Below are 21,422 nucleotides of genomic sequence, written 5' to 3'. Positions count from 1 at the left end.
GCGGCGGCGTCGGGTGGTGCGGATGGCCCGGCGGTCAGGTCATGTCGTCGTAGCGGCGGTCGATCGGTTTGGGCGGGGCGACCGGCTCGGAGGCGTGCACCGGCTCGGACAACTCCAGCTCCGGCGTGGCCACCACCGGGTCGTCGTCCAACTCCAGCGGCGACACCTCGTCGTCGCTCAACCCCGCGTAGGACTCCTTACGCCGCCCCTTGCGCCGGTCGTTGATGAACGCCACGCCGACTGCGGCGAAGTAGAGCGCGCAGAGGCAGATCGCCAGCGCGGTCATGCCGAACGGGTCGGGGGTGGGCGTCACCACGGCGGAGAAGGCGAAGAACACGAAGACCGCAATCCGCCACCAGCTCAGCAGCTTCCGGGCGCTGGCCAACCCGACGAAGTTGAGCATCAGCACCACCAGCGGGAACTCGAACGCCACCCCGAACAACAGGATCAGGTTGGTGACGAACGAGATGTAGCGGGTGACCTCCAGGGTGGTGGAGATGTCGCCACCGGAGATGTCGAGCAGGAACTCCAGGCCCTTGGTGGTGACGAAGAAGGCCAGCACCGCGCCGGCCGCGAACAGCGGCGCGGCGAGCGTCGTGAAGATGTACGCGTACCGCCGCTCGTGCCGGTGCAGACCCGGCGCGATGAACGCCCAGAGTTGGTAGAGCCAGACCGGCGCCGCGATGATCAACCCGACCCAAAGGCCGATCTTCAGATTGAGCAGGAAGACATCGGCAACGCCGAGCTGGACGAACTTACACAGCCCGGTATCCGGGTCCTTTGCCTGAGGCAGGTCGCAGTACGGCTTCGAGAGCAGTACCCGGACCGGCGTCGCCAGCCAGATACCGAAGCCGAAGCCGACCAGGATCGCCAGCGAGGCGCGGAACAGCCGGTTCCGCAGCTCGCGGACATGCTCCATCAGGGTCATGGAACCGTCGGAGGCCCGTTCGAAGGTGCTGGGGCCACGTTTACGGAGCGCGAAGGCCACGGTGATCGGGCCCTTCGGTCAGTTGTCGCGGACGCGCTGCACCGGGTCGACCGGCGGGGCGAGCGGCTGCTGCGGAGCCTGCGGCGGGGCGTACTGCTGCTGGGGCTGCGGCGCGTACGGCTGCTGCTGCACGGGCTGCTGCTGGGGCGGCAGCGGCTGGTAGCCGGCCTGCGCGTCGGCCTTCTCGGCCAGGTCGCGGTCGTCGTCGGCCAGGCTCTTGGTCTCCGCCTTGATGATCCGCAGCGAACGGCCGAGCGAGCGGGCCGCGTCGGGGAGCCGCTTCGCACCGAACAGCAGGATCAGCACGACCACGAGTACGGCGATGTGCCACGGCTTGAGGGCACCCATGGGAAGCTCCAGTCGCTCTGTGTCGAAGGGTGTGTCGAAGCCCATCGTACGTGCGTGACGGGCTGCTGCCACCCGCCGGGCCACCGCTGATGCGGCCCGGCCGGTGAAGTCTTGACCACCTGCGAGTGTCCCGTCAACCACCTGGACGGGTGCAGAGCTGCGTGAAACGGACTCCGGACGGGCCCCGGGCGGGTCGCCCACCGACCGCTGTCGATCAACTCCCGCGCTTGGCCTTGATCAGTTCGAGCCGCTGCTGGGTCGTCTCGGTCTGCCGTTGCAGCACCTCGGCCCGTTCCTGCAACGCCTCGGCGCTGTGCCGCAGCGTCTCGGCCTCGGCCTGGCGACGTTGCAACGCCATCGCCGCCCGGCGCAGCCGGGGCAGTCGCACCAGCACCGGACGGACCGCCAGGGCCAACACGACCAGCGCGAACAGCAGCACCGCCAGAACGATCCACTTCACCACGGCGGTCAGCCTACCGGCACGTCACCGCGCCCGCCGGGCAGGCCGAGGCCGCCGGGCGTCGCGTACGCCTCCAACGCGGCGGTGGCCTGGGCGCGTACCTGGGTCGCCAGCTCGACCGGGGCGAGGACGGTGACGTCCGGGCCGAGCCCGAGCACGAAGCGGCGGGCCCAGTCGAGGTCGGTCACCCGCAGCGACACCCTCCAGTGGTCGCCGTCGACCTCGACCCGCTCGCACGGGTAGTACTCGGTGATCCACCGCTCGCCCCGGCCGATCCGCAGGGTGATCAGCGGCAGGTCCGGTGACGGCTGGAACACCCCCTGCCGCAGGTCGTGCGGGCGGGCCTGCGGCGGCACCACGGCCGGCTCGTCCAGCTCGACCACCGCGTCGATCCGGTCGGCCCGGAACAACCGGACCGCCTCGGCGCGGCGGCACCACGCCTCGACGTACGCCCGGCCGTCGACCATCAGCATCCGCAGCGGGTCGATGACACGGTCGGTGCTCTCGTCCCGGGCGGCGGTGTAGTAGGTGATCCGCAGCGCCCGCCGCCGCTCGACCGCGGCCCGCAGTTCCTGCACCCGCTGACTCTCGCCGGGCAGCCGGACGGCCACCGGCGCGCCGACCAGGTCACCGGCCGCGTTCTCGATCTTGGCCAGGGCCCGTTCGACGGCCTCCCGGTTGGCCACCCCGGGGGTCTCGGCGAGCATCCGCAGCGCCACCACCAGGGCCAGCGCCTCGTCCGGGGTGAGCCGCAGCGGCCGGTCGATGCCGGCGTCGTAGGTGATGGTCACCCGGTCGCCGTCGAAGGCCATGTCGATCAGGTCACCCGGGCCGTAGCCGGGCAGCCCGCAGACCCAGAGCAACTCCAGGTCCTCCCGCAGTTGCCGTTCGGTGACGCCCAGGTCGCCGGCCGCCTCGGCGATCTCGATGCCCGGTCGGGCCAGCAGGTAGGGCACCAGGTTCAGCAGCCGGGCCAGCCGGTCGGCGGAGGTGCGCGCGGCGGGGCGGGTCACCGGGCACCCCCGGCCACGGCCAGCTCGTCGTGCCGGGCGGCGATCTCCTTGAGCCGTTGGATCACCGCGTCGCGTACCTCGGGTGGCTCCAGGACCCGGACGTCGGGGCCGTAGCCGACGAGCTGACCGGCCAGCGACTCCGGATCGGCGTACGGCAGCACCAGCCGGTCGCCGTCGGGGCCGGGCACGCTCTGCACCGCCCACCGGCGCAGCCCGGCGGCCCGCCCGTGGGTGGCCAGCACGGTGGCCCGGCCGGTCCGCTCGACCGGCCCGGACCAGGTGGCCACGTGCGAGATCAGGTCGACGCCGGCCGGTGGCTCGTAGCCGCCGGGCGCACCGGTGACCCGGACCGCGCCGGTCACCCGGGACAGCCGGAAGCAACGCGTCGCCGCCCGGTCCCGGTCGTGGCCCACGACGTACCAGCGGCCCCGCCAGCAGACCACGCCCCACGGCTGCAGCCGGCGGCGGGTCGGCGCGTCCCGGTCGGGGACCCGGTAGTCGAAGGTGACCTCGCGGCGGTCCCGGGCCGCGGCGGTGAGTGGGGCGAACGCCGGATCGACGGTGACCATCGGCTCCAGCCCCAGGGTGGCCTGCGGGTCGACGTCCACGCCGGCCGCGCGCAGCTTGGCCAGCCCCGAGGAGGCGGCGGCGGCCAGCCCGGCGTGCTGCCACAACCGGGCGGCGATACCCACCGCGGCGGCCTCGTCCGGTTCGAGCGGAATGTCAGGCAGAGCGTACTCCCGGTGGGCGATCCGGTAGCCGGGCTCGGTGTCGAACACGCTGGCCGTCCCGGTCTCCAGCGGCACCCCCAGCTCGCGCAGTTCCGCCTTGTCCCGCTCGAACTTGCGCTGGAACGCCTCGTGTTCCCGGGCGTCGTCCGGATCGTGTTCGTAGCCGGGCACGGTCGCGGCGATCTGCGCGGCGGTCAGGAACCGCCTGGTGGACAGCAGACAGATCACCAGGTTGACCAGGCGTTCGGTACGACTCCGCGACACGGGGTGAACGCTAGCAGCCCGGGCGGGATACCCGTGCACCCGCGCGGGGTGTGGCGTGACGGACACCCCGCCGCCCAGCGCAGGCGGCCCGGCGGACTTACGGTGACCGCATGGCGGAGGCCGAAGGCAACAGCGAGAGCGTCGGCACGGTGGTGGTGGCCGGGGCGGCGAACCTCGCCATCGCGGTGGCGAAACTGGTCGCCGGGATCGTTTCCGGATCGGCGGCGATGCTTTCCGAGGCGGCCCACTCGGTCGCCGACACCACCACCGAGGTGCTGCTCTACCTGGCGTTGCGCCGGGGGGCCCGGCCCGCCGACGTCCGGCACCCGTTCGGGTACGGCAAGGAGAGCTACGTCTGGGCGTTCCTGGCCGCGCTGTTCACCTTCGTGGCGGGTGCCGGCTTCGCGATCACCCACGGTGTGACCACCATCCTGGTGCACGAGCACAGCGGCGACTACCTGATCTCGTACGTGGTGCTGGCGGTCTCCTTCGCCATCGAGTCGGTGTCGCTGGCCCGCGCGGTACGCCAGGTACGCGGCGAGTCCCGCCGCTGGGGGACCACCCCGCGCCGGTTCCTGCGGCTGACCGCCGACACCACCGTCAAGGCGGTGTTCCTGGAGGACAGCGCCGCCCTGATCGGCCTGCTCATCGCGGGGGTCGGGCTGGGCCTGTCGCAGTGGACCGGCGACGAACTGTTCGACGGTGTCGCCTCGATCCTGATCGGCCTGCTGCTGCTCGTCGTCGCCGCCATTCTGGCCAAGAGCAACATCTCGCTGCTGGTCGGCCGGGCGGTGCCCGAACGGCTGCACCACGAGATCGAACGCGAGCTGGCCGGCCTGCCGACGGTGGACCGGGTCGACACGCTGCTGACCATGCAGCTCGGCCCGGACGACATCCTGGTGGCCGCCAAGGTCGACTTCCGGGACGAGGCGACCGGGGCCGACATCGAGGCCGACGCCGACGAGGCCGAACGGCGGCTCACCGACCGCTACCCGGAGATCGGGTACGTCTTCCTCGACCCCACCCGGTCCCTGCCCGGCGCCGGCCGCCACGCCCGGCGGACCCAGCAGGAGCCCGGCCCGGTGCGCGACGCCCCGCTCGACACGGCGTACCCCGGCCCGGCCGCCGACGCGCGCCCGCCCGACGGGCCGTCCGATCAGGAGGCCGACGGCCGGCGCTGACCGCAGGCGGCCCCGCACGCGGCCGGCCGGGCGGCCGGCGATAGCGTGCCGGGCATGGTGCGATGGCGGTCCGGGACGGTCACGGCGGTACGGCGACGGTGGGCCGGCGCGGTGGAACTCGACGTCGCCCTGCCCGACGGGGCCACCATGCGCGCGCTGGCCTATCCGGAACTGGTCGGCGACCCCGTCCCCGGCGACCGGGTGCTGCTCAACGCCGGAGCGCTGCTGATGGGCCTCGGCACCGGTGGATACGCCCTGGTGGTCGCCCTGCCCGACCGGCTGCCCGTCGACCCGCCGCAGGCCGGCGACACCCGCGACGCCGGGCACCTGGTCAAGGCCCGGTACACCCCGTTGCAGCCGATCATGCTCGGGGTCGACGAGGAGGCGTCGCCGCACCACGCGCTGCTCGCCGCCGTCGACGACCTGGACGGGTTGCCGGTGGTCACCGCCGACCTGCACTCCGCCCTGCCGGCCATCCTCGCCGGCATCCACGCCGACTCCCCCGGGGCCCGGGTGGCGTACCTGCTCACCGACGGCGGTGCGCTGCCGGCCTGGTTCTCCCGCACCCTCGACGGGCTGCGTGACGCGCTGGTCGGCACGGTCAGCGTCGGGCAGGCGTTCGGCGGGGACCTGGAGGCGGCCACCCTGCACACCGGCCTGCTGGCCGCCCGGCACGTGCTCCGCGCCGACGTGGCGATCGTCGCGCAGGGGCCGGGCAACCTGGGCACCGGCACCCGGTGGGGGTTCTCCGGCGTCGCCGTCGGCGAGGCGGTCAACGCGGTGGCGGTGCTGGGTGGCCGGCCGGTCGGGTCGCTGCGGATCTCCGACGCCGACGCCCGCCCCCGGCACCAGGGGGTGTCACACCACAGCCTCACCGCGTACGGCCGGGTGGCGCTGGCCCCGGCGGAGCTGGTGGTGCCGGCCGGCCTGCCGCCGGAGCTGGCGGCCCGGGTGGACGCCGCGCTGGCCCCGCTGGCCGACCGGCACACCCTGGTCCGGGTCGACACCACCGGCCTGGACGCCGCGCTACGGGCCCTGCCGGTGCGACTGTCCACGATGGGCCGTGGTCTGGACGCCGACCAGGCCTACTTCCTCGCGGCGGCGGCCGCCGGCCGGCACGCCGCCGCGCTGCTCGGCTGACCCGGCCGGCACCACCCGGTAGCGCGGTCTGCGCCACCGGCACCGGCATCCGGTGGCCGCCGTCGCACCGGATGCCGGGGCCGGAACGGTGTCAGCCGACCAGGAAGATCAATGCGAGCCAGCCGACCACGATGACGACCAGCGCCACGGTCAGCACCCAGGTCGGCACGGTGTACTCGCCCCGGCGGTTGCGGGCGATCTCGTCGCGGATCTTCGCCCGACGGCGGTCGATCCAGTTGAGCCGCTGGGTGTCGCCGCGCTCGCGGTCGGCGGATTCGGAATCGTTCATCGCCCCGCCAGCGTACCGGTGGGCCGGCGGCCGTCACCGACCGCCGGCCCCCTGGTCACATGCTCGCGATCAACCGCTCCACCCACTCGTCGTACGCCCGGAACGGGTCCTTGCAGAGCACGGTGCGCTGCGCCTGGTCGTTGAGCTTCAGGTGCACCCAGTCGACGGTGAAGTCGCGCCGCTTCTCCTGGGCGTGCCTGATGAACTCGCCGCGCAGCCGGGCCCGGGTGGTCTGCGGCGGGGTCTCCTTGGCCTCGAAGATCTCCGGGTCGGTGGCCACCCGGTCCACCTGGCCGCGCCGCTCCAGCAGTCCGTACAGGCCCCGGCCCCGGCGCAGGTCGTGGTAGGCCAGGTCCATCTGCGCCACCCGGGGGTGCGACAGCGGCAGGTCGTGCTTGCGTTGGTAGCGCTCGATCAGGCGAAGCTTGCTCACCCAGTCGATCTCCCGGGCCACCGGGTCCAGGTTGCCGCTCTCCACCGCGTTCAACACCCGGCCCCACAGCTCCACCACCCGCTTGGCGGTCTGGTCGCCGCCGCGACGCTCCACGAACTCGGTGGCCCGCGCCAGGTACTCCTGCTGGATCTCCAGGGCGCTGACCTCCTTGCCGGAGGCGAGGCGCACCTTGCGCCGGCCGGTGATGTCGTGCGACACCTCCCGGATGGCCCGGATCGGGTTCTCCAGCGACAGGTCGCGCATCACCACGCCCGCCTCGATCATCCGCAGCACGATGTCGGCCGAGCCGACCTTGAGCAGCGTGGTGACCTCGTTCATGTTGGAGTCGCCGACGATGACGTGCAGCCGCCGGTAGCGCTCGGCGTCGGCGTGCGGCTCGTCGCGGGTGTTGATGATCGGCCGGCTGCGGGTGGTCGCCGAGGAGACGCCCTCCCAGATGTGCTCGGCCCGCTGGGACAGGCAGTAGACCGCTCCGCGCGGGGTCTGCAACACCTTGCCGGCGCCGCAGATCAACTGCCTGGTGACCAGGAACGGGATGAGCACGTCGGCGAGCCGGCCGAACTCACCGTGCCGGGACACCAGGTAGTTCTCGTGGCAGCCGTACGAGTTGCCGGCCGAGTCGGTGTTGTTCTTGAACAGGTAGATCTCACCCGCGATGCCCTCGTCGTGCAGCCGCTTCTCCGCATCGACGAGCAGGCCCTCCAGGATGCGTTCACCGGCCCGGTCGTGGGCGACCAGGTCTGTGACCGAGTCGCACTCCGGAGTGGCGTACTCCGGGTGCGACCCGACGTCCAGGTAGAGCCGGGCCCCGTTGCGCAGGAACACGTTGCTCGACCGTCCCCACGACACCACCCGGCGGAACAGGTACCGGGCGACCTCGTCTGGGGACAGCCGCCGCTGCCCGCGATAGGTGCAGGTGACGCCGTACTCGGTCTCGAGGCCGAAGATTCGCCGCTCCATGATGTGACACTAGCCGCCCGGAGGGTCGGTTCGTCACTGTCACAGCACAGGTAGTGTGCTCCGGTCGCCCGGATCCCGTCCGGCTACGCCGCCCCGGCCGGCCCCAACCCGGCCACGAACGCCTGGCAGGCGGCGTGATCCGGCAGCATTCCCGCCGCCCGGGCCTGCGCGAACGTCGGTGCCGCCGCGTCCCGGGCGGACAGTTGCGGCACCTCGACCGGCCACTCGATGCCCAACTCCGGGTCGAGCGGGTGCACCGCGTGTTCCCCGGTCGGGTTGTAGGTGGTCGAACAGAGGTAGCTCAGGGTCGCGTCGTCGGTCAACGCGCAGAAGCCGTGCCCCAGCCCCTCGGCCAGGTAGACCGCCCGCCGGTCGGTGTCGTCGAGCCGGACGCCCTCCCAGCGGCCGAAGGTCGGCGAGCCGGTCCGCAGGTCCACCACCACGTCGAGCACCGCGCCGCGGACGCAGGTGACGTACTTGGCCTGGCCGGGCGGGACGTCGGCGAAGTGGATGCCGCGCACCACGTCCCGGCCGGAGACCGACAGGTTGGCCTGGGCCAGCCGCAGCGGGTGGCCGACCGCCTCGGCGAGGTGGTCGAACCGGTACCACTCCATGAACAGGCCGCGCGGGTCGCCGTGCTGCTGCGGGGTGACCTCCCAGGCGCCCTCGATGCTCAGCGGGCGAATCTTCACCGCACTCCCTCCGTTGACGACTGTGCCGCGCGCAGCACCGCCTCGTCGTGCTTGTCGGCCAGCAGGCCCAGCAGGTAGTCACCGTAACCGCTCTTGGTCAGCGGCTCGGCCAGCGCGCGGAGCTGGTCGTCGTCGAGCAGGCCGGCCCGCCAGCAGACCTCCTCGACGCAGCCGATCTTCATGCCCTGCCGTTCCTCGATCACCCGGACGAACTCGCCGGCCTGCATCATCGAGGTGAACGTGCCGGTGTCCAGCCAGGCGGTGCCCCGGTCCAGCACGGTCACCGACAGCTCACCGGCCTCCCGGTACGCCTCGTTGACCGCGGTGATCTCCAGCTCGCCCCGGGCGCTCGGGGTGAGCTTGCCGGCGATCTCGACCACCCGGTTGTCGTAGAAGTACAGGCCGGGCACCGCGTAGCGGGACTTCGGCCGGGCCGGCTTCTCCTCGATCGACAGCACCCGGCCGTCGGCGTCGAAGTCGACCACGCCGTACGCCTGCGGGTTGGCCACCGGGTAGGCGAAGACCCGGCCGCCGACGAGGTCGCCGTTGTCGGCCAACTGCCGGCCGAGGCCGACGCCGTGGAAGATGTTGTCACCCAGCACCAGCGCCACCGAGTCGTCGCCGATGAAGTCCGCGCCGAGCACGAACGCCTGCGCGATGCCCTCCGGACGGGCCTGGGCGACGTACTCCAGCCGCAGCCCCCACTGGCTGCCGTCGCCGAGCAGCCGCTGGAACTGGTCCTGGTCCTCCGGGGTGGTGATCACGAGGATCTCCCGCACCCCGGACATCACCAGCGTCGACAGCGGGTAGTAGACCATCGGCTTGTCGAAGATCGGCATCAGCTGCTTGGACACCGCCCGGGTGATCGGCCACAGCCGGGACCCGGTGCCACCAGCGAGAAGGATTCCACGCACCGGGGGAGCCTACCGGGACCGGCGCGAACCGGACACCGGGGTCATGTCCCCGGGACAGCGGGCCGGTGCGCGTACACTTCCGTCCCCGTGAGGATTCTCGTCACCGGCGGAGCCGGATTCATCGGGTCGGAGTACGTACGGATGCTGCTGGGCGTACCCGGCGGCGACGCGTCCGGGGTGCCCGCCGTCGAGCCCACCACGGTGACCGTGCTGGACAAGCTGACCTACTCCGGCAACCTGGACAACCTCGCCCCGGTGCGCGACGACCCCCGGCTGCGGTTCGTCCGGGGCGACATCTGCGATCCGGCGACCGTCGACGAGGTCGTCGCCGGCCAGGACGTGATCGTGCACTTCGCCGCCGAGTCGCACGTCGACCGGTCGATCGAAGGTGCCGCGCCGTTCGTCACCACCAACGTGCTGGGCACCCAGACCCTGCTGGACGCGGCGCTGCGGCACGGCACCGGCCGGTTCGTGCACGTCTCCACCGACGAGGTGTACGGCTCGATCGACTCCGGCTCCTGGACGGAGACCTGGCCGCTGGCCCCGAACTCGCCGTACTCGGCTTCGAAGGCCGGTTCCGACCTGCTGGCGCTGGCCTACCACCGGACCCACGGGATGGACGTGGTGGTCACCCGCTGCTCCAACAACTACGGGCCGTACCAGTTCCCGGAGAAGGTCGTCCCGCTGTTCGTGACCAACCTGCTCGACGGGGGCACCGTGCCGCTCTACGGCGACGGCGGCAACATCCGGGACTGGCTGCACGTGCACGACCACTGCCGGGGCATCGCGATGGTGGCGCACGCCGGGCGCTCCGGCGAGGTCTACCACATCGGCGGCGGCACCGAGTTGAGCAACAAGGAGCTGACCGGGCGGCTGCTGGAGGCGTGCGACGCCGGCTGGGACCGGGTCGTCCCGGTCGCCGACCGCAAGGGTCACGACCGCCGCTACTCGCTGGACATCAGCAAGATCAACACCGAGCTGGGGTACGCCCCGAGCATCGACCTCGACGAGGGCCTGACCCGGACCGTCGCCTGGTACCGGGACAACCGGGCCTGGTGGGAGCCGCTGAAGAAGGCGTCGGACGCATGACCCGGGTGCTCGTCACCGGCGCGGGCGGCATGCTCGGCCGGGACCTGCTGGCGGTGCTGGCCACCCGGGGCGACCTCACGGTGACCGCCGCCACCCGCGCCGACCTCGACGTCACCGACGCCGAGGCGGTCCGGGCCGCCGTCGCCGGACACGACGTGGTGCTCAACACCGCCGCGTGGACCGACGTCGACGGGGCGGAACGCGACGAGGCGGCGGCGACCGCGGTCAACGGCGACGCGGTGGCCCACCTGGCCCGCGCCTGCGCCGAGCACGGCGCACGACTGGTGCACGTCTCCACCGACTACGTCTTCGCCGGCGACGCCGACACCCCGTACGCCGAGGACGCCCCCACCGACCCGATCAACGCCTACGGCCGCAGCAAGCTCGCCGGGGAGCGGGCCGTGGTCCGATTCCTCCCCGAAACCGGCTACCTGGTGCGGACCGCCTGGCTCTACGGGGCACACGGCCGCAACTTCGTCACCACCATGCTCGGCCTGGCCGCCACCCGGGAGCACCTCGACGTGGTCGACGACCAGCAGGGCCAGCCCACCTGGTCGTACGCGCTGGCCACCCGGCTGGTGGCGCTCGTCGACGCGGCCCTGGCCGGACGTGCCCCCGCCGGGACCTACCACGGCACCTGCACCGGCCAGACCACCTGGTACGGGCTGGCCCGCGCCGCCTTCACGCTGGCCGGGCTCGACCCGGACCGGGTCCGACCCACCACCAGCGACCGGTTTCCGCGTCCGGCCGCACGACCCGCGTACAGTGTGCTAGGGCACGACCGGTGGGCCGAGGCCGGCCTGCCCCCGCTGCCGGACTGGCACGACGTGCTGTCCGACGCCTTCGCCTCCCCGACTGCACCCGCCCCGTGGAAGGTCGCATGAAGCTCACCCTCGTCACCGGTCTGACCGGCCTGATCCTGCTCGCCACCATCGTCGAGCTGCTGCGCCGCCGGCAGCTCCGCGAGAAGTACGGCATGCTCTGGCTCGGCGTGCTGGTCATCGTCATCCCGTTGTCGCTGTTCCCCCGCCTGCTGGACAACGTGGCCGGCTTCTTCGGCGTGGTCTCCGGCGTCAGCCTCGTGCTCTTCCTCGGCATCGTCTTCCTGCTGCTGGTCTGCGTGCACCTGAGCTGGGAGGTCAGCGCGCTGGAGGAGGAGACCCGCACCCTGGCCGAGGACTTCGCCCTGCTCCGCGCGCAGATCGACGCGGAGCGCGCCGCCCGGCTCGCCGACGGCGCGCAGGTCACCGCAGCCACCCGAGACGAACTGGTGTCCCACGATGGTTAACGGCAAGCGTGTCCTGATCATCATCCCGGCGCTCAACGAGTCCGGGTCGATCGCCGACGTGGTCGGCGAGGTCCGGGGCGAACTGCCCGGCGTCGACGTGCTGGTGGTCGACGACGGCTCCACCGACCGGACCGCCGCGGTGGCCGCCGCCGCCGGTGCCCGGGTCGCGAAGCTGCCGTACAACCTCGGGGTGGGCGGCGCGATGCGCCTCGGCTACCGCTACGCCCGGGACAACGACTACGACGTGGCGATCCAGATCGACGCCGACGGCCAGCACGACCCCCGGTACGTGCCCAAGCTGGTCGACCTGCTCGACGACAACGACCTGGTCATCGGCGCCCGGTTCGCCGGCGAGGGCGACTACTCGGTGCGCGGGCCCCGCCGCTGGGCGATGGTCATGCTGTCCGGGGTGCTCTCCCGGGTCGCCAAGACCCGGCTGACCGACACCACCTCCGGGTTCCGGGCCGCCAACCGGCGGGTCATCGAGATGTTCGCCGGCTGGTACCCGGCGGAGTACCTCGGCGACACGGTGGAGACCCTGGTGCACACCGCCCGGCGCGGCTACCGCATCCGTCAGGTGCCGGTGGCGATGCGCAAGCGGATGGCGGGCACCCCCAGCCACTCCCCCGCCAAGGCGATGATCTACCTGGGCCGGGCCTTCGCGGTGCTCACGCTGGCGCTCATCCGCCGGTGATGCGGCGGCTGCTCAACCTCGTCCCGCCCGGCACCCTCGCCGTCGGAGGCGGGCTCGCCCTGCTCGGGCTCGCCTCCTACGTGCACCTCGCGGTGGCCGGGCACGCCCTCGACCTCGCCGACTACTCCTCGCTGTCGGTGCTCTGGTCGATCGTGTTCACCCTCGGCATCGGCGTGTTCATCCCCGTCGAGCAGGAGGTGGCCCGGGTCGTCGCCGCCCGCCGCAGCCAGGGGCTCCCCCCGGGGCCGGTGCTGGCCCGGGGGGCGGTCGTCGCCGCCGCCGTGCTGACGCTGCTGGTCGTTGCCACCCTGGCCGGCTACCAGGCGCTCACCGACCGGCTGTTCGCCGGTGACGGCACCATGGTCGCCGTGCTGATCGGCGCACTGGTCGCGATGGCCGTCGCCTACACCACCCGGGGCGTGCTGTCCGGCCTGCAACTCTTCCCCTGGTACGGCACCCAGCTCGGCGTCGACGGGGGGCTGCGTATCGCGCTGGTCGCCGGGCTCGGCGTCAGCGGCGTCACCGACCCCGTCTGGTACGGCGCGGTGCTGGTCGTCGCCCCGCTGCTGTCGGTGCTGGTGACCCTCCCGCCGGTGCTGCGGGCCGTCGGCGGCGGCCTCCCGGTGGCCTGGGGCACCCTGCTGCGCGGCCTCGGCCTGCTCACGGTCTCCAGCCTGCTCTCCCAGGTCGTGGTCAACGTCGGCGTGATCAACGCCCGGCTGATCGACCCGGCCGACGTGGCCACCGCCGGCGCGCTGCTCTCCGCCCTGGTGCTGGTACGCATCCCGCTGTTCGTCTTCGGCTCGATGCAGGCGTCGCTGCTGCCCGGCCTGGCAACCACCGCCACCACCGGCGACATCGCCGGCTTCCACGGCCTGCTGCGCCGGGCGCTCGGCGTGGTCACCGCCCTCGGCGTCGCCGGCGCGATCGGCGCGGTGGCGCTCGGCCCGTGGCTCGTGCAACGGCTCTTCGACGCCCCCGGCGTGCTCGGCCACGGCGACTTCGCCTGGCTGGCCGTCGGCACCCTGGCCTACCTGTGGGCGATGGTGCTCGGCCAGGCCCTGCTCGCCCTCGACCGGCACCGCGCCCAGGCCGTCTCCTGGACGATCGGGGTGGCCGCCCTGCTCGCCGTCACGGTCGTCCCGGCCCCGGTCGCGCTCCGCGTCGAACTGGCCTACGCCGTCGGTTCCGTCGTGGTGGCCGCCACCATGGCCGTCCTGCTGCTGCGCCGGGGCACCCGCCCGGCCACCCCCACCCCCGGCCGGCCGCTCGACGACGTGGTGGCCACCGGCGTCTCCGGAGGTCTGTAGATGTCCCGCCCCCAGGTGTCCGCGGTGATGCTCGCCTACGGCGCCGAGCCCTACCTCGTCGACGCCGCCCGCGCCGTGCTGGCCAGCACCGGCGTCGAGATCGAGCTGATCGTGGTCGACAACGGCTGCACCGGTGACGGCATCGACGTGGTCAAGGGCTTCGCCGGGGTACGGGTGGTCCGGCCGGAGGAGAACACCGGCTACTCCGGCGGCTGCCGGGTCGGTGCCGCCGAGGCCACCGGTGAGTGGCTGGCCTTCGTCAACTCCGACGCCGTCGTCGCCCCCGACGCGCTGGCCCGGACGGTGGCGGTGGCCGGTGAGCCGGGCGTGGGCGCGGTGATGGCCTCGATCCGGCTCGCCGAGAACCCCGACCTGATCAACACCTCCGGCAACCCGCTGCACTACATCGGGCTGTCCTGGGCCGGTGGCAATGGCCAGCCCGCCAGCGCGCACGCCCGACGGACCACGGTGCCGTCCATCAGCGGCTGCTGCTTCGTGATCAACCGGGCGCTCTGGCGGGAGCTGGACGGCTTCGCCGCCGAATACTTCGCCTACCACGAGGACACCGAGATCAGCCTGCGGCTGTGGCAGCGCGGACTGCGCCAGGAGTACGTCCCGGACGCCGTGGTGGTGCACCACTACGAGTTCTCCCGCAACAAGCTCAAGCACTACCTGCTGGAACGCAACCGGCTGATCTCGCTGCTCACCGCGTACGAGACGCGGACGCTGGTGGTGCTCGCCCCGATGCTGCTGCTCACCGAGGCGGCGATGCTGGTGGCCGCGCTGCTCGGCGGCTGGGTGCGGGAGAAGACGCGCGGCTGGGGTTGGCTGTGGACCAACCGGGCCTGGGTGCGGGCCCGACGTCGACAGCTCCAGCAGGAGCGGATGGTCCCCGACGGGATCATCGCCGAGCTGATGACCGCCAAGGTCGACCCGTCGAACGTCGAGTCGCCGCCCGGCATGGGCATCTTCAACGTCATCGCCGCCGGCTACTGGGCACTGGCAAAGCCGCTGCTGCGCACCCGCGGACCGTCGACCCGCCAGGGGGCCGGGTTTCGCACCCCGGCCCCCTGTCCGCGTCCGCGTCAGGCTTCCGGCTTCTCCTGGGGCTGACCCTCCAGGTCGGCCGAGCCGGCCGAGGTGGTGGGCTTGTGCGCCTCCTCCGTCGGGACCGTCGGGGTCGCGGCCCGGCCGTCGGCCGGCGCGGCGTCACCTGCCGCGTCACCCTCCAGCAGCGCGGTGAGCGCCGCGCCGGTGATCCGCCGGAAGGTACGCCCCACCCGGTTGCGGTCCAGGACCGCCACCTCCAGCTGGTTGGGGGCGATCGTCCGGGCCGCACCACCCTCGCCGCCGACGCTGCTCAGCGCCTTCATGGCCACCCTGACCGCCTCGCTGAGCGACATGTCGGGGCGGTGCTCGGACTTGAGCACACCGGTGATCGCCTCGGCCTGACCGCCCATCGCCATCCGGCCCGGCTCGTCGTTGACCGAGCCGTCGTAGGTGAGCCGGTACAGCTCGTCCTCGTCGGCCGTGGCGCCGACCTGCGCCACGCAGATCTCCACCTCGAACGGCTTGGACTGCTCGGTGAAGATCGCGCCGAGGGTCTGCGCGAACGCGTTGGCCAACGCCCGGCCGGTCACGTCGCGCCGGTCGTAGCTCAGGCCGTTCAGGTCGGCCATCCGTACCCCGGCGCGGCGCAGGTTCTCGAACTCGTTGTACCGGCCGACGGCGGCGAAGCCGAGCCGGTCGTAGATCTCACTGACCGTGTGCAGGGCGCTGGAGAGGGTCTCCGCGACGAAGAGCACCCCGCCGGTGTAACTCAGGACCACCGCGCTGCGCCCCCGGGCGATGCCCTTGCGGGCCAGCTCGGAGCGGTCGCGCATGATCTGCTCGGGCGAGGCGTAGAACTGCATGGCCACGGCGGCGGTTCTCCTTCTGGCGCTGTGCTGACGACTGGGGCTGCTGGGGGGTGGGGACGGCGTCAGCCGCCCGGGTTCTCCATCCGCCCGGCGACGACGGCCTCGGCGATGGTGGCCGTCTCGGCCTCGGTGAGCCGGTGGGTGCCCTCAGCGGTCGCCGTCATCACCACCGGGTAGATCCGCCGGGTCAGATCCGGTCCGCCGGTGGCCGTGTCGTCGTCGGCGGCGTCGTAGAGCGCCTCGACGGCGAGCCGGGTCGCGTCGTCGACGGACAGGCGGGCCCGGTAACGCTTCTTCAACGCCGACTTGGCGAACAGCGAGCCGGAGCCGATCGCGTCGTAGCCGGTCTCCTCGTAGGGGCCGCCGGTGACGTCGAAGCTGAAGATCCGCCCGGCCCGGGCGGGATCCCGGGCGGCCAGGTCGAACCCGGCGAACAGCGGGACGACCGCGAGCCCCTGCATGGCGGCGCCGAGGTTGCCGCGGATCATCGCGGCGAGCCGGTTGGCCTTGCCGTCGAGGGAGAGCATCGCGCCCTCGATCTTCTCGTAGTGTTCCAGCTCGACCTGGAACAGGCGCATCAGCTCGATGCCGATGCCCGCCGTGCCGGCGATGCCGACAAGCGAGTACGCGTCGGCGGGGTGCACCTTCTCGATGTCGCGCTGCGCGATCAGGTTGCCCATGGTGGCCCGGCGGTCGCCGGCCAGCACCACGCCCCCGGTGGCCGAGATGGCCACGATGGTGGTGGCGTGGGGTGCCAGGTCGGCGGCCATGCCCGGCGGCAGCGGCCGTCGGCCGGGCAGCATCTCGGGGGCCACCCTGCTCAGAAACGAGGTGAAGGAGGACGTCCCCGCGTTGGTGAACACATCTGGTAGACGCCCGGATGGATCAAAGCCCGCTGCCACGTGGTTCCTCTCAGGTACGTGATCGCCCTGGCCAGCCTCGTGGGACTGTCACGGAACTGGCCAAGACCACCGTTGCAGTTGAAGCAGAGTATCCCGCGCACCCATCCGGTGCGGTGATCGTGGTCCACATGTTGAGGATCTTCCGCGCCACAGACGGCGCAGACGCCGCCCTGCTCGGCCAGAAGCTCCTGGAACTCCTTTTCGCCGATCCCGCGGCGGCGGCGCAGGTGGTACTCGCGACTGCCGCCGTAGAGCCGCTGCCTGACTTCCCTTGTCCGGCTGTTGTGACAGGGCTTGCAGTACGTGGCATAGCCCGTACTGTCGGCCCGGTTACGGGGAAAGTCGACCACAGGCTTGACGGTTCCACAGTCGGCGCAGAAGCGATGACCTTCCGGAACTTCCCGGGTGGCCCTCACCTCTCGACCATGCTGCTCCCTGATCCGTTTGGTGTAACTGGCTTTCGAACGGGTGTTGAAGCAAGGCTTGCAGTAGCTGCCACGACCGCTGGGACGCTTGCTGCTCGCACAGAACTCAACGAGCGGCTTCCATTCCCCGCAGTCGCGGCAACGACGACGGCCGTTCTGGTCATCCAGCGGGAGCGGCATGTCCGTTTTGAGCCGATTTGTTCACTGACCTCCTTTTTGTACATAACCCCTGACAAATTCCTCGGCGTTCTCCTCCAGGACCGAGTCGATCTCGTCGAGCAGGTCGTCGACGTCCTCGGTGATCTCGGCGTGCCGCTCGGCGACCTCGGGGTTGACCTCGGTGGTGACGTCGTCGATCTCCTCGGCCTGGTGCGACTTGCCCGACTGGGTCTGGCCGCCCTCTTGTGAAGCCATCTCGCTGCCTCCTCCACGATCGTCTGCGATGAACTTACCTCGCGGAGGCGACGAAAAGCCCGCCGCGCGCCGGCATCCGACGCACGACGGGCCACCGTCACCGGTCGGGTCAGCCGCCGGTCAACGTCTCCAGCAGGTCCTTGGCGGTGTCGCACCTGTCGAACAGCGCGCCCACGTGCTTGCGGGTGCCCCGCTCCGGTTCCATCATCGGTACCCGGACCAGCGACTCCCGCCCCACGTCGAAGATCACCGAATCCCAGCTCGCCGCGACCACCTCGGAGGCGTACTGGGCCAGGCAGCGGCCCCGGAAGTAGGCCCGGGTGTCCTCCGGCGGCTCGGTCATCGCCCGGCGGGTCTGCTCGTCGTCCAGCATGGTCTTCATCGAGCCCCGGGTCACCAGCCGGTGGTAGAGGCCCTTCTCCGGCCGGACGTCGGAGTACTGGAGGTCGACCAGTTGGAGCTTGTGCGAGCCCCAGCCCAGCTTCTCCCGCTCCCGGTAGCCCTCCAGCAGCCGTAGCTTGGCCACCCAGTCCAACTCGTCGGCGCAGAGGAACACGTCCCGGCCCAGCCGGTCCAGCACCCGTTCCCAGCGCTCCAGCACGTCCAGGGTCTGCGCGTCGGCGTCCGCGCCGTACCGCTCGTCCACGAAGGAACGGGCCCGCTCGTAGTAGGCCCACTGGAGGTCCAGGGCGGTCAGTCGCCGGCCGTCACGCAGCCGCATCCGATGGGTCAGGGACGGGTCGTGGCTGACCGCCCGCAACTCGGCGACCGGGTCGGCGATGCCCAGGTCGGCACCGAGCGCCTTCTCCTCGATCATGGTGAGGATCAGCGCGGTGGTGCCCACCTTGAGATAGGTGGAGATCTCCGACAGGTTGGCGTCGCCGATGATGACGTGCAACCGGCGGTACTTGTCGGCGTCGGCGTGCGGCTCGTCGCGGGTGTTGATGATCGGCCGCTTGAGGGTGGTCTCCAGCCCCACCTCGACCTCGAAGAAGTCCGCCCGCTGGGAGATCTGGAAGCCGCTCTGCCCGCCGTCCTGCCCGATGCCGACCCGGCCCGCGCCGCAGACGATCTGCCGGGTCACGAAGAACGGCGTCAGGTACGCCACGATGTCGGCGAACGGGGTCTGCCGCCGCATCAGGTAGTTCTCGTGGGCGCCGTAGCTGGCACCCTTGTTGTCGGTGTTGTTCTTGTAGAGGTGGATCGGCTGGGTGCCGGGGATGGTGGCCGCCCGCCGGGCCGCCTCGGCCATCACCCGCTCCCCCGCCTTGTCCCACCGCACCACGTCGAGGGGGTTGGTCACCTCGGGTGTGGAGTATTCCGGGTGGGCGTGGTCGACGTAGAGCCGGGCGCCGTTGGTGAGTATCACGTTGGCCAGGCCGAGATCCTCGTCGGCGAGCGCCTCCGCCGGGTCGTAGGCGGCCCCGGAGTAGGTGAACCCGCGGGCGTCGCGCAGCGGCGACTCCTCCTCGTAGTCCCAGCGGGCCCGGCCGCCCCGGTTGAGTTCCGGGCGCGCGCCGTACGCGTTGACCACCTGCGACGAGGTGACCATCGGGTTTGCTCCGGCCTGGCCGGGCACGGAGATCCCGTACTCGACCTCGGTGCCCATGATCCTTCTGACGCTCATCGACCTACCCGCTCCGCTCGCCTCACCCGGTCCGCCGTCACGTCGAGCGTAGTCCGCCTCACCGGGGAAGGGGGCATGCCGCCTCGGCCGGGTCGGGTGTCGCCGTCTCCGGGGTCGGCGGGGGCGGCTCGTCGGAGGGGGCCACGTCGCACTCGGGGACGGTCAGCGGCACCCAGCTCAACCGGTGCCGCAGCGCGGGTTCGTCGCGCAGCATCCGGTGCACCCGGCGCTCCCCCTTGGGATCGGAGGTGATGAACCGGACCGGGCCGGCCACCCGGCGCACGATGATGTCGGTGCGGTCCGGTTCGAGGAACGGCAGGCTGTAGATGCCGGGGTCGGTGGCGGCGGTGGTGCCGTGCAGCGCCGACAGGCACAGCGAGATGAGATAGGAGCGCACCGGCCCCCGGTCGATGATCAGGGTGGTGGTCCCCGGGACCTCCGGGTAGCGCTGCTGGGCGTCGGCGCACACCCAGGCAACCCGGGACGGCAGGGTGAGGTCCTGGTGGACCCAGCGCTGCGCCCAGGTCTGCTCGTCGACCACCAGCAGGCTGCGGTGCCAGCCGGTGACGCCGCACAGCGCCACCGCGACCGTCATGGTGAGGGCGGCGGCGAGCACCCCGGCCGTGGTGCTGCCGACCCCGCGCCAGCTCAGGCCGGGCCGGGGCACCGGCAGCAACCGGACCACCGCGGCGGTGCCGACGATGAGCAGCGCGGTGGCCAGGTGGGTGCCCTTGACGAAGTAGTAGCCCGGTGCCACCCCGGCGTTGGTGTTGATCTGCGCGATGGTCAGCGGCAGGGCCACCCCGACGACGCCGACCAGCAGCCAGCGTCGCCAGGCCGGGTCGGTGCGGGCGATCTGCACGAGCAGGGCCACTCCGACGATCCCGCCGAGCCAGATCAGCGCCCGCCAGCCCTCGACGGCCTGGGACGAGCCGATGACCAACGCCTCGGTCTGCCCGGCCCGTAGCACGCCGAGCAGCGGGGCGATCAGGGCGAGCGCGGCCCCGGCCAGGCCGACCGTCAGCACGGTGAACCAGCGGCGCAGCGCCTCCCGCCAGTGGGTGAGCACCCAGCACAGGACCAGGACGGCGGCGGCCGGCAGGAACAGGTAGTAGGTGAACCCGACGGCGGCGAGCAGTGCGCACAGCAGCACGACCTGTTCCCGGGTGCCGGGGACGGGCCGGGCGACCAGGGTGGCGATCAGGACGGTGAGGGTCAGCCCGAGCACCTCGGTGGGGTAGCCGGCGTTGAGCAGGCGGGGCAGTTGGGTGCCGAGCACCAGCGCGCCGACGACCACGGTGAGCACGGTGCGGTGCAGCAGGTGGATCGGGCCGGCCAGCCGTTGGGCCGCCCAGATCAGCACGAGGGTGAACAGTCCGAAGCCGGCGATGGTCCAGCCGAAGTAGTGGGCGACGAGGGCGTCGACGCGCGGCCCGGTGGGGGTCAGGAAACCGTCGAGCAGGGCGGTGACCAGGTGCCAGCCCTGCGGGTAGTAGATGAGCTGGGCGGTGATCTGCTCCCGGGCGGCGGCCGGGTCGACGAAGGTGTAGCCCTCGAGGCGGCCCATGGCGTCGAACAGTGCCAGGTGCCGCCAGTTGTCCTCGCCCGTGCCGAGGACGGTGAGCCGGTCGGCGAGGTCGGCGGCGCGCTGCCAGGGCTGCCGCAGGTAGACCACCATGGCGGCGGCGCCGGCCAGCGGGAACAGGTCGACCCAGCCGGGTCGGGGCAGCCGGGGTCGGCGGCGCAGCGCGGCGGCGGCGAGGGCCAGCGCGGTGAGGGCGATCCCGGTCAGCGGCACCGGCCGCATCCCCCAGGGCCAGACCGGGAAGACCAGGCCGGCGATCGCGGTCAGGCCGAGCAGCAGGCCGAGCGCGAGCATCAACCGGTCGAGCAGGGTGCGGCCACCGCGTAGCAGGCTGGCCGTGGCGACCAGGACGACCGGCGGGAGCAGCCACTCCCGGTGCAGGGCGTGCCCGGCGAGGGGCACGGCCCAGGCGGCGACGAGGGCGGCCAGCAGAAGGGGTATCCACCGCCAGCGGCGGCCCCTCGGGGCCGTCGGGACGGTGGGGGGCGTGCGATCCAGCGCCGGGGACAGCGGCGGATCGGCGACGGAGAGCTCGGGCGGCACGCGGTTCCTCGGAGTCGACTACGCGGTGGGGGAAGTCTAACGACGAGTCCGGCATTCCACCCGTCCCACGCGGGGTGGCGCGGTTAACAGTGGGTGACGCAGACGCGCGGGGCCGCGCCGGCGGTGGGGGGGGGGGCCCCCGGGGGGGGGGGGAGGTGTGTTGGGGGGGGTTTGTGGGGGGGTGGTGGGTTC

General features: G+C 72.2%; 23 protein-coding genes. 8 read left to right on the top strand and 15 right to left on the bottom strand.

Features of this window, described 5'->3' with window-relative positions; all coding sequences use genetic code 11:
• Positions 1-34: 34 nt before the first annotated feature.
• The 5 genes from tatC to ACOJTC_RS18350 form a co-directional block, all read right to left on the bottom strand.
• Positions 35-988 (bottom strand): twin-arginine translocase subunit TatC, encoded by a 954-nt coding sequence (gene tatC, locus ACOJTC_RS18370; RefSeq protein WP_420117807.1) that lies wholly within the window; start codon positions 986-988, stop codon positions 35-37.
• An 18-nt stretch (positions 989-1,006) separates the two neighbouring features.
• Positions 1,007-1,336, bottom strand: a complete 330-nt coding sequence (gene tatA / locus ACOJTC_RS18365) for a Sec-independent protein translocase subunit TatA (protein WP_377686548.1) — start codon at positions 1,334-1,336, stop codon at positions 1,007-1,009.
• 214 nt (positions 1,337-1,550) lie between these two features.
• Entirely contained in the window at positions 1,551-1,799 is a 249-nt protein-coding gene (locus tag ACOJTC_RS18360; protein ID WP_204924390.1) for a hypothetical protein, read from the bottom strand.
• A gap of 5 nt (positions 1,800-1,804) precedes the next feature.
• Positions 1,805-2,809: a helix-turn-helix transcriptional regulator gene (locus ACOJTC_RS18355; protein ID WP_204924391.1), complete on the bottom strand. Its 1,005-nt coding sequence runs from the start codon at positions 2,807-2,809 to the stop codon at positions 1,805-1,807.
• Entirely contained in the window at positions 2,806-3,804 is a 999-nt protein-coding gene (locus ACOJTC_RS18350; protein ID WP_420117806.1) for a helix-turn-helix transcriptional regulator, read from the bottom strand. Before ACOJTC_RS18350 ends, ACOJTC_RS18355 begins: the two co-directional genes overlap by 4 nt.
• 110 nt (positions 3,805-3,914) lie before the next feature.
• Here ACOJTC_RS18350 and ACOJTC_RS18345 point away from each other — a divergent pair, with 110 nt between their 5' ends.
• A complete protein-coding gene (locus tag ACOJTC_RS18345; RefSeq protein ID WP_420117805.1) occupies positions 3,915-4,985 on the top strand; it encodes a cation diffusion facilitator family transporter in 1,071 nt (356 codons plus the stop codon).
• Positions 4,986-5,039: 54 nt separating this feature from the next.
• Positions 5,040-6,125, top strand: a complete 1,086-nt coding sequence (locus ACOJTC_RS18340) for a DUF3866 family protein (protein WP_420117804.1) — start codon at positions 5,040-5,042, stop codon at positions 6,123-6,125.
• A 91-nt stretch (positions 6,126-6,216) separates the two neighbouring features.
• Here ACOJTC_RS18340 and ACOJTC_RS18335 read toward each other — a convergent pair whose 3' ends face one another.
• The 4 genes from ACOJTC_RS18335 to rfbA form a co-directional block, all read right to left on the bottom strand.
• Complete coding sequence (locus ACOJTC_RS18335; RefSeq protein ID WP_088646859.1) at positions 6,217-6,414, bottom strand: hypothetical protein; 198 nt, start codon at positions 6,412-6,414, stop codon at positions 6,217-6,219.
• 55 nt (positions 6,415-6,469) lie between these two features.
• Entirely contained in the window at positions 6,470-7,828 is a 1,359-nt protein-coding gene (gene pafA, locus ACOJTC_RS18330; RefSeq protein ID WP_420117803.1) for a Pup--protein ligase, read from the bottom strand.
• An 83-nt stretch (positions 7,829-7,911) separates the two neighbouring features.
• A complete protein-coding gene (locus tag ACOJTC_RS18325) occupies positions 7,912-8,520 on the bottom strand; it encodes a dTDP-4-dehydrorhamnose 3,5-epimerase family protein (RefSeq protein WP_420117802.1) in 609 nt (202 codons plus the stop codon).
• Positions 8,517-9,434 (bottom strand): glucose-1-phosphate thymidylyltransferase RfbA, encoded by a 918-nt coding sequence (rfbA, locus tag ACOJTC_RS18320; RefSeq protein WP_204924397.1) that lies wholly within the window; start codon positions 9,432-9,434, stop codon positions 8,517-8,519. Before rfbA ends, ACOJTC_RS18325 begins: the two co-directional genes overlap by 4 nt.
• Before the next feature lie 87 nt (positions 9,435-9,521).
• On the opposite strand from rfbA, the gene rfbB reads away from it, so the two are divergent.
• The 6 genes from rfbB to ACOJTC_RS18290 are packed head-to-tail and all read left to right on the top strand — an operon-like array spanning position 9,522 to position 14,928.
• Positions 9,522-10,523, top strand: coding sequence for a dTDP-glucose 4,6-dehydratase (rfbB, locus tag ACOJTC_RS18315; RefSeq protein WP_420117801.1), 1,002 nt, complete (start codon positions 9,522-9,524; stop codon positions 10,521-10,523).
• Positions 10,520-11,407: a dTDP-4-dehydrorhamnose reductase gene (gene rfbD / locus ACOJTC_RS18310; protein WP_420117800.1), complete on the top strand. Its 888-nt coding sequence runs from the start codon at positions 10,520-10,522 to the stop codon at positions 11,405-11,407. Before rfbB ends, rfbD begins: the two co-directional genes overlap by 4 nt.
• Positions 11,404-11,811, top strand: a complete 408-nt coding sequence (locus tag ACOJTC_RS18305; protein WP_145920204.1) for a DUF2304 domain-containing protein — start codon at positions 11,404-11,406, stop codon at positions 11,809-11,811. The genes rfbD and ACOJTC_RS18305 overlap by 4 nt, the downstream gene beginning before the upstream one ends.
• Positions 11,804-12,505 carry a glycosyltransferase family 2 protein gene (locus ACOJTC_RS18300; RefSeq protein ID WP_145920205.1) on the top strand — a complete coding sequence of 234 codons (702 nt, stop codon included), beginning with the start codon at positions 11,804-11,806 and terminating at the stop codon, positions 12,503-12,505. The genes ACOJTC_RS18305 and ACOJTC_RS18300 overlap by 8 nt, the downstream gene beginning before the upstream one ends.
• Positions 12,505-13,815 (top strand): lipopolysaccharide biosynthesis protein, encoded by a 1,311-nt coding sequence (locus ACOJTC_RS18295; RefSeq protein ID WP_420117799.1) that lies wholly within the window; start codon positions 12,505-12,507, stop codon positions 13,813-13,815. The genes ACOJTC_RS18300 and ACOJTC_RS18295 overlap by 1 nt, the downstream gene beginning before the upstream one ends.
• A complete protein-coding gene (locus ACOJTC_RS18290; protein ID WP_420117798.1) occupies positions 13,816-14,928 on the top strand; it encodes a glycosyltransferase family 2 protein in 1,113 nt (370 codons plus the stop codon). It abuts the gene before it with no gap.
• On the opposite strand, the gene prcA is transcribed toward ACOJTC_RS18290, so the two are convergent.
• The 6 genes from prcA to ACOJTC_RS18260 all read right to left on the bottom strand — a co-directional run bounded on the left by prcA (position 14,901) and on the right by ACOJTC_RS18260 (position 21,230).
• Positions 14,901-15,734, bottom strand: coding sequence for a proteasome subunit alpha (gene prcA, locus ACOJTC_RS18285; protein ID WP_420117797.1), 834 nt, complete (start codon positions 15,732-15,734; stop codon positions 14,901-14,903). The genes ACOJTC_RS18290 and prcA overlap by 28 nt on opposite strands.
• Before the next feature lie 62 nt (positions 15,735-15,796).
• The gene (prcB, locus tag ACOJTC_RS18280) at positions 15,797-16,636 is read right to left on the bottom strand and encodes a proteasome subunit beta (RefSeq protein WP_420117796.1); all 840 of its coding nucleotides are present in this window, start codon (positions 16,634-16,636) and stop codon (positions 15,797-15,799) included.
• Positions 16,555-17,241 (bottom strand): endonuclease VII domain-containing protein, encoded by a 687-nt coding sequence (locus ACOJTC_RS18275; protein WP_420117795.1) that lies wholly within the window; start codon positions 17,239-17,241, stop codon positions 16,555-16,557. Before ACOJTC_RS18275 ends, prcB begins: the two co-directional genes overlap by 82 nt.
• A 21-nt stretch (positions 17,242-17,262) precedes the next feature.
• A complete protein-coding gene (locus tag ACOJTC_RS18270; RefSeq protein WP_302743503.1) occupies positions 17,263-17,475 on the bottom strand; it encodes a ubiquitin-like protein Pup in 213 nt (70 codons plus the stop codon).
• Between the two features lie 109 nt (positions 17,476-17,584).
• Positions 17,585-19,102 carry a depupylase/deamidase Dop gene (gene dop, locus ACOJTC_RS18265; protein WP_363655246.1) on the bottom strand — a complete coding sequence of 506 codons (1,518 nt, stop codon included), beginning with the start codon at positions 19,100-19,102 and terminating at the stop codon, positions 17,585-17,587.
• Between the two features lie 58 nt (positions 19,103-19,160).
• Complete coding sequence (locus ACOJTC_RS18260; RefSeq protein WP_420117794.1) at positions 19,161-21,230, bottom strand: hypothetical protein; 2,070 nt, start codon at positions 21,228-21,230, stop codon at positions 19,161-19,163.
• Between the last annotated feature and the right edge of the window lie 192 nt (positions 21,231-21,422).

The sequence above is a fragment of the Micromonospora sp. genome, assembly GCF_048594385.1.
Classification (GTDB): Bacteria; Actinomycetota; Actinomycetes; order Mycobacteriales; family Micromonosporaceae; genus Micromonospora; species Micromonospora wenchangensis.
The sequence above is the reverse complement of the archived record's forward strand: the minus strand, read 5'-3'. Positions and strand labels throughout refer to the sequence as shown.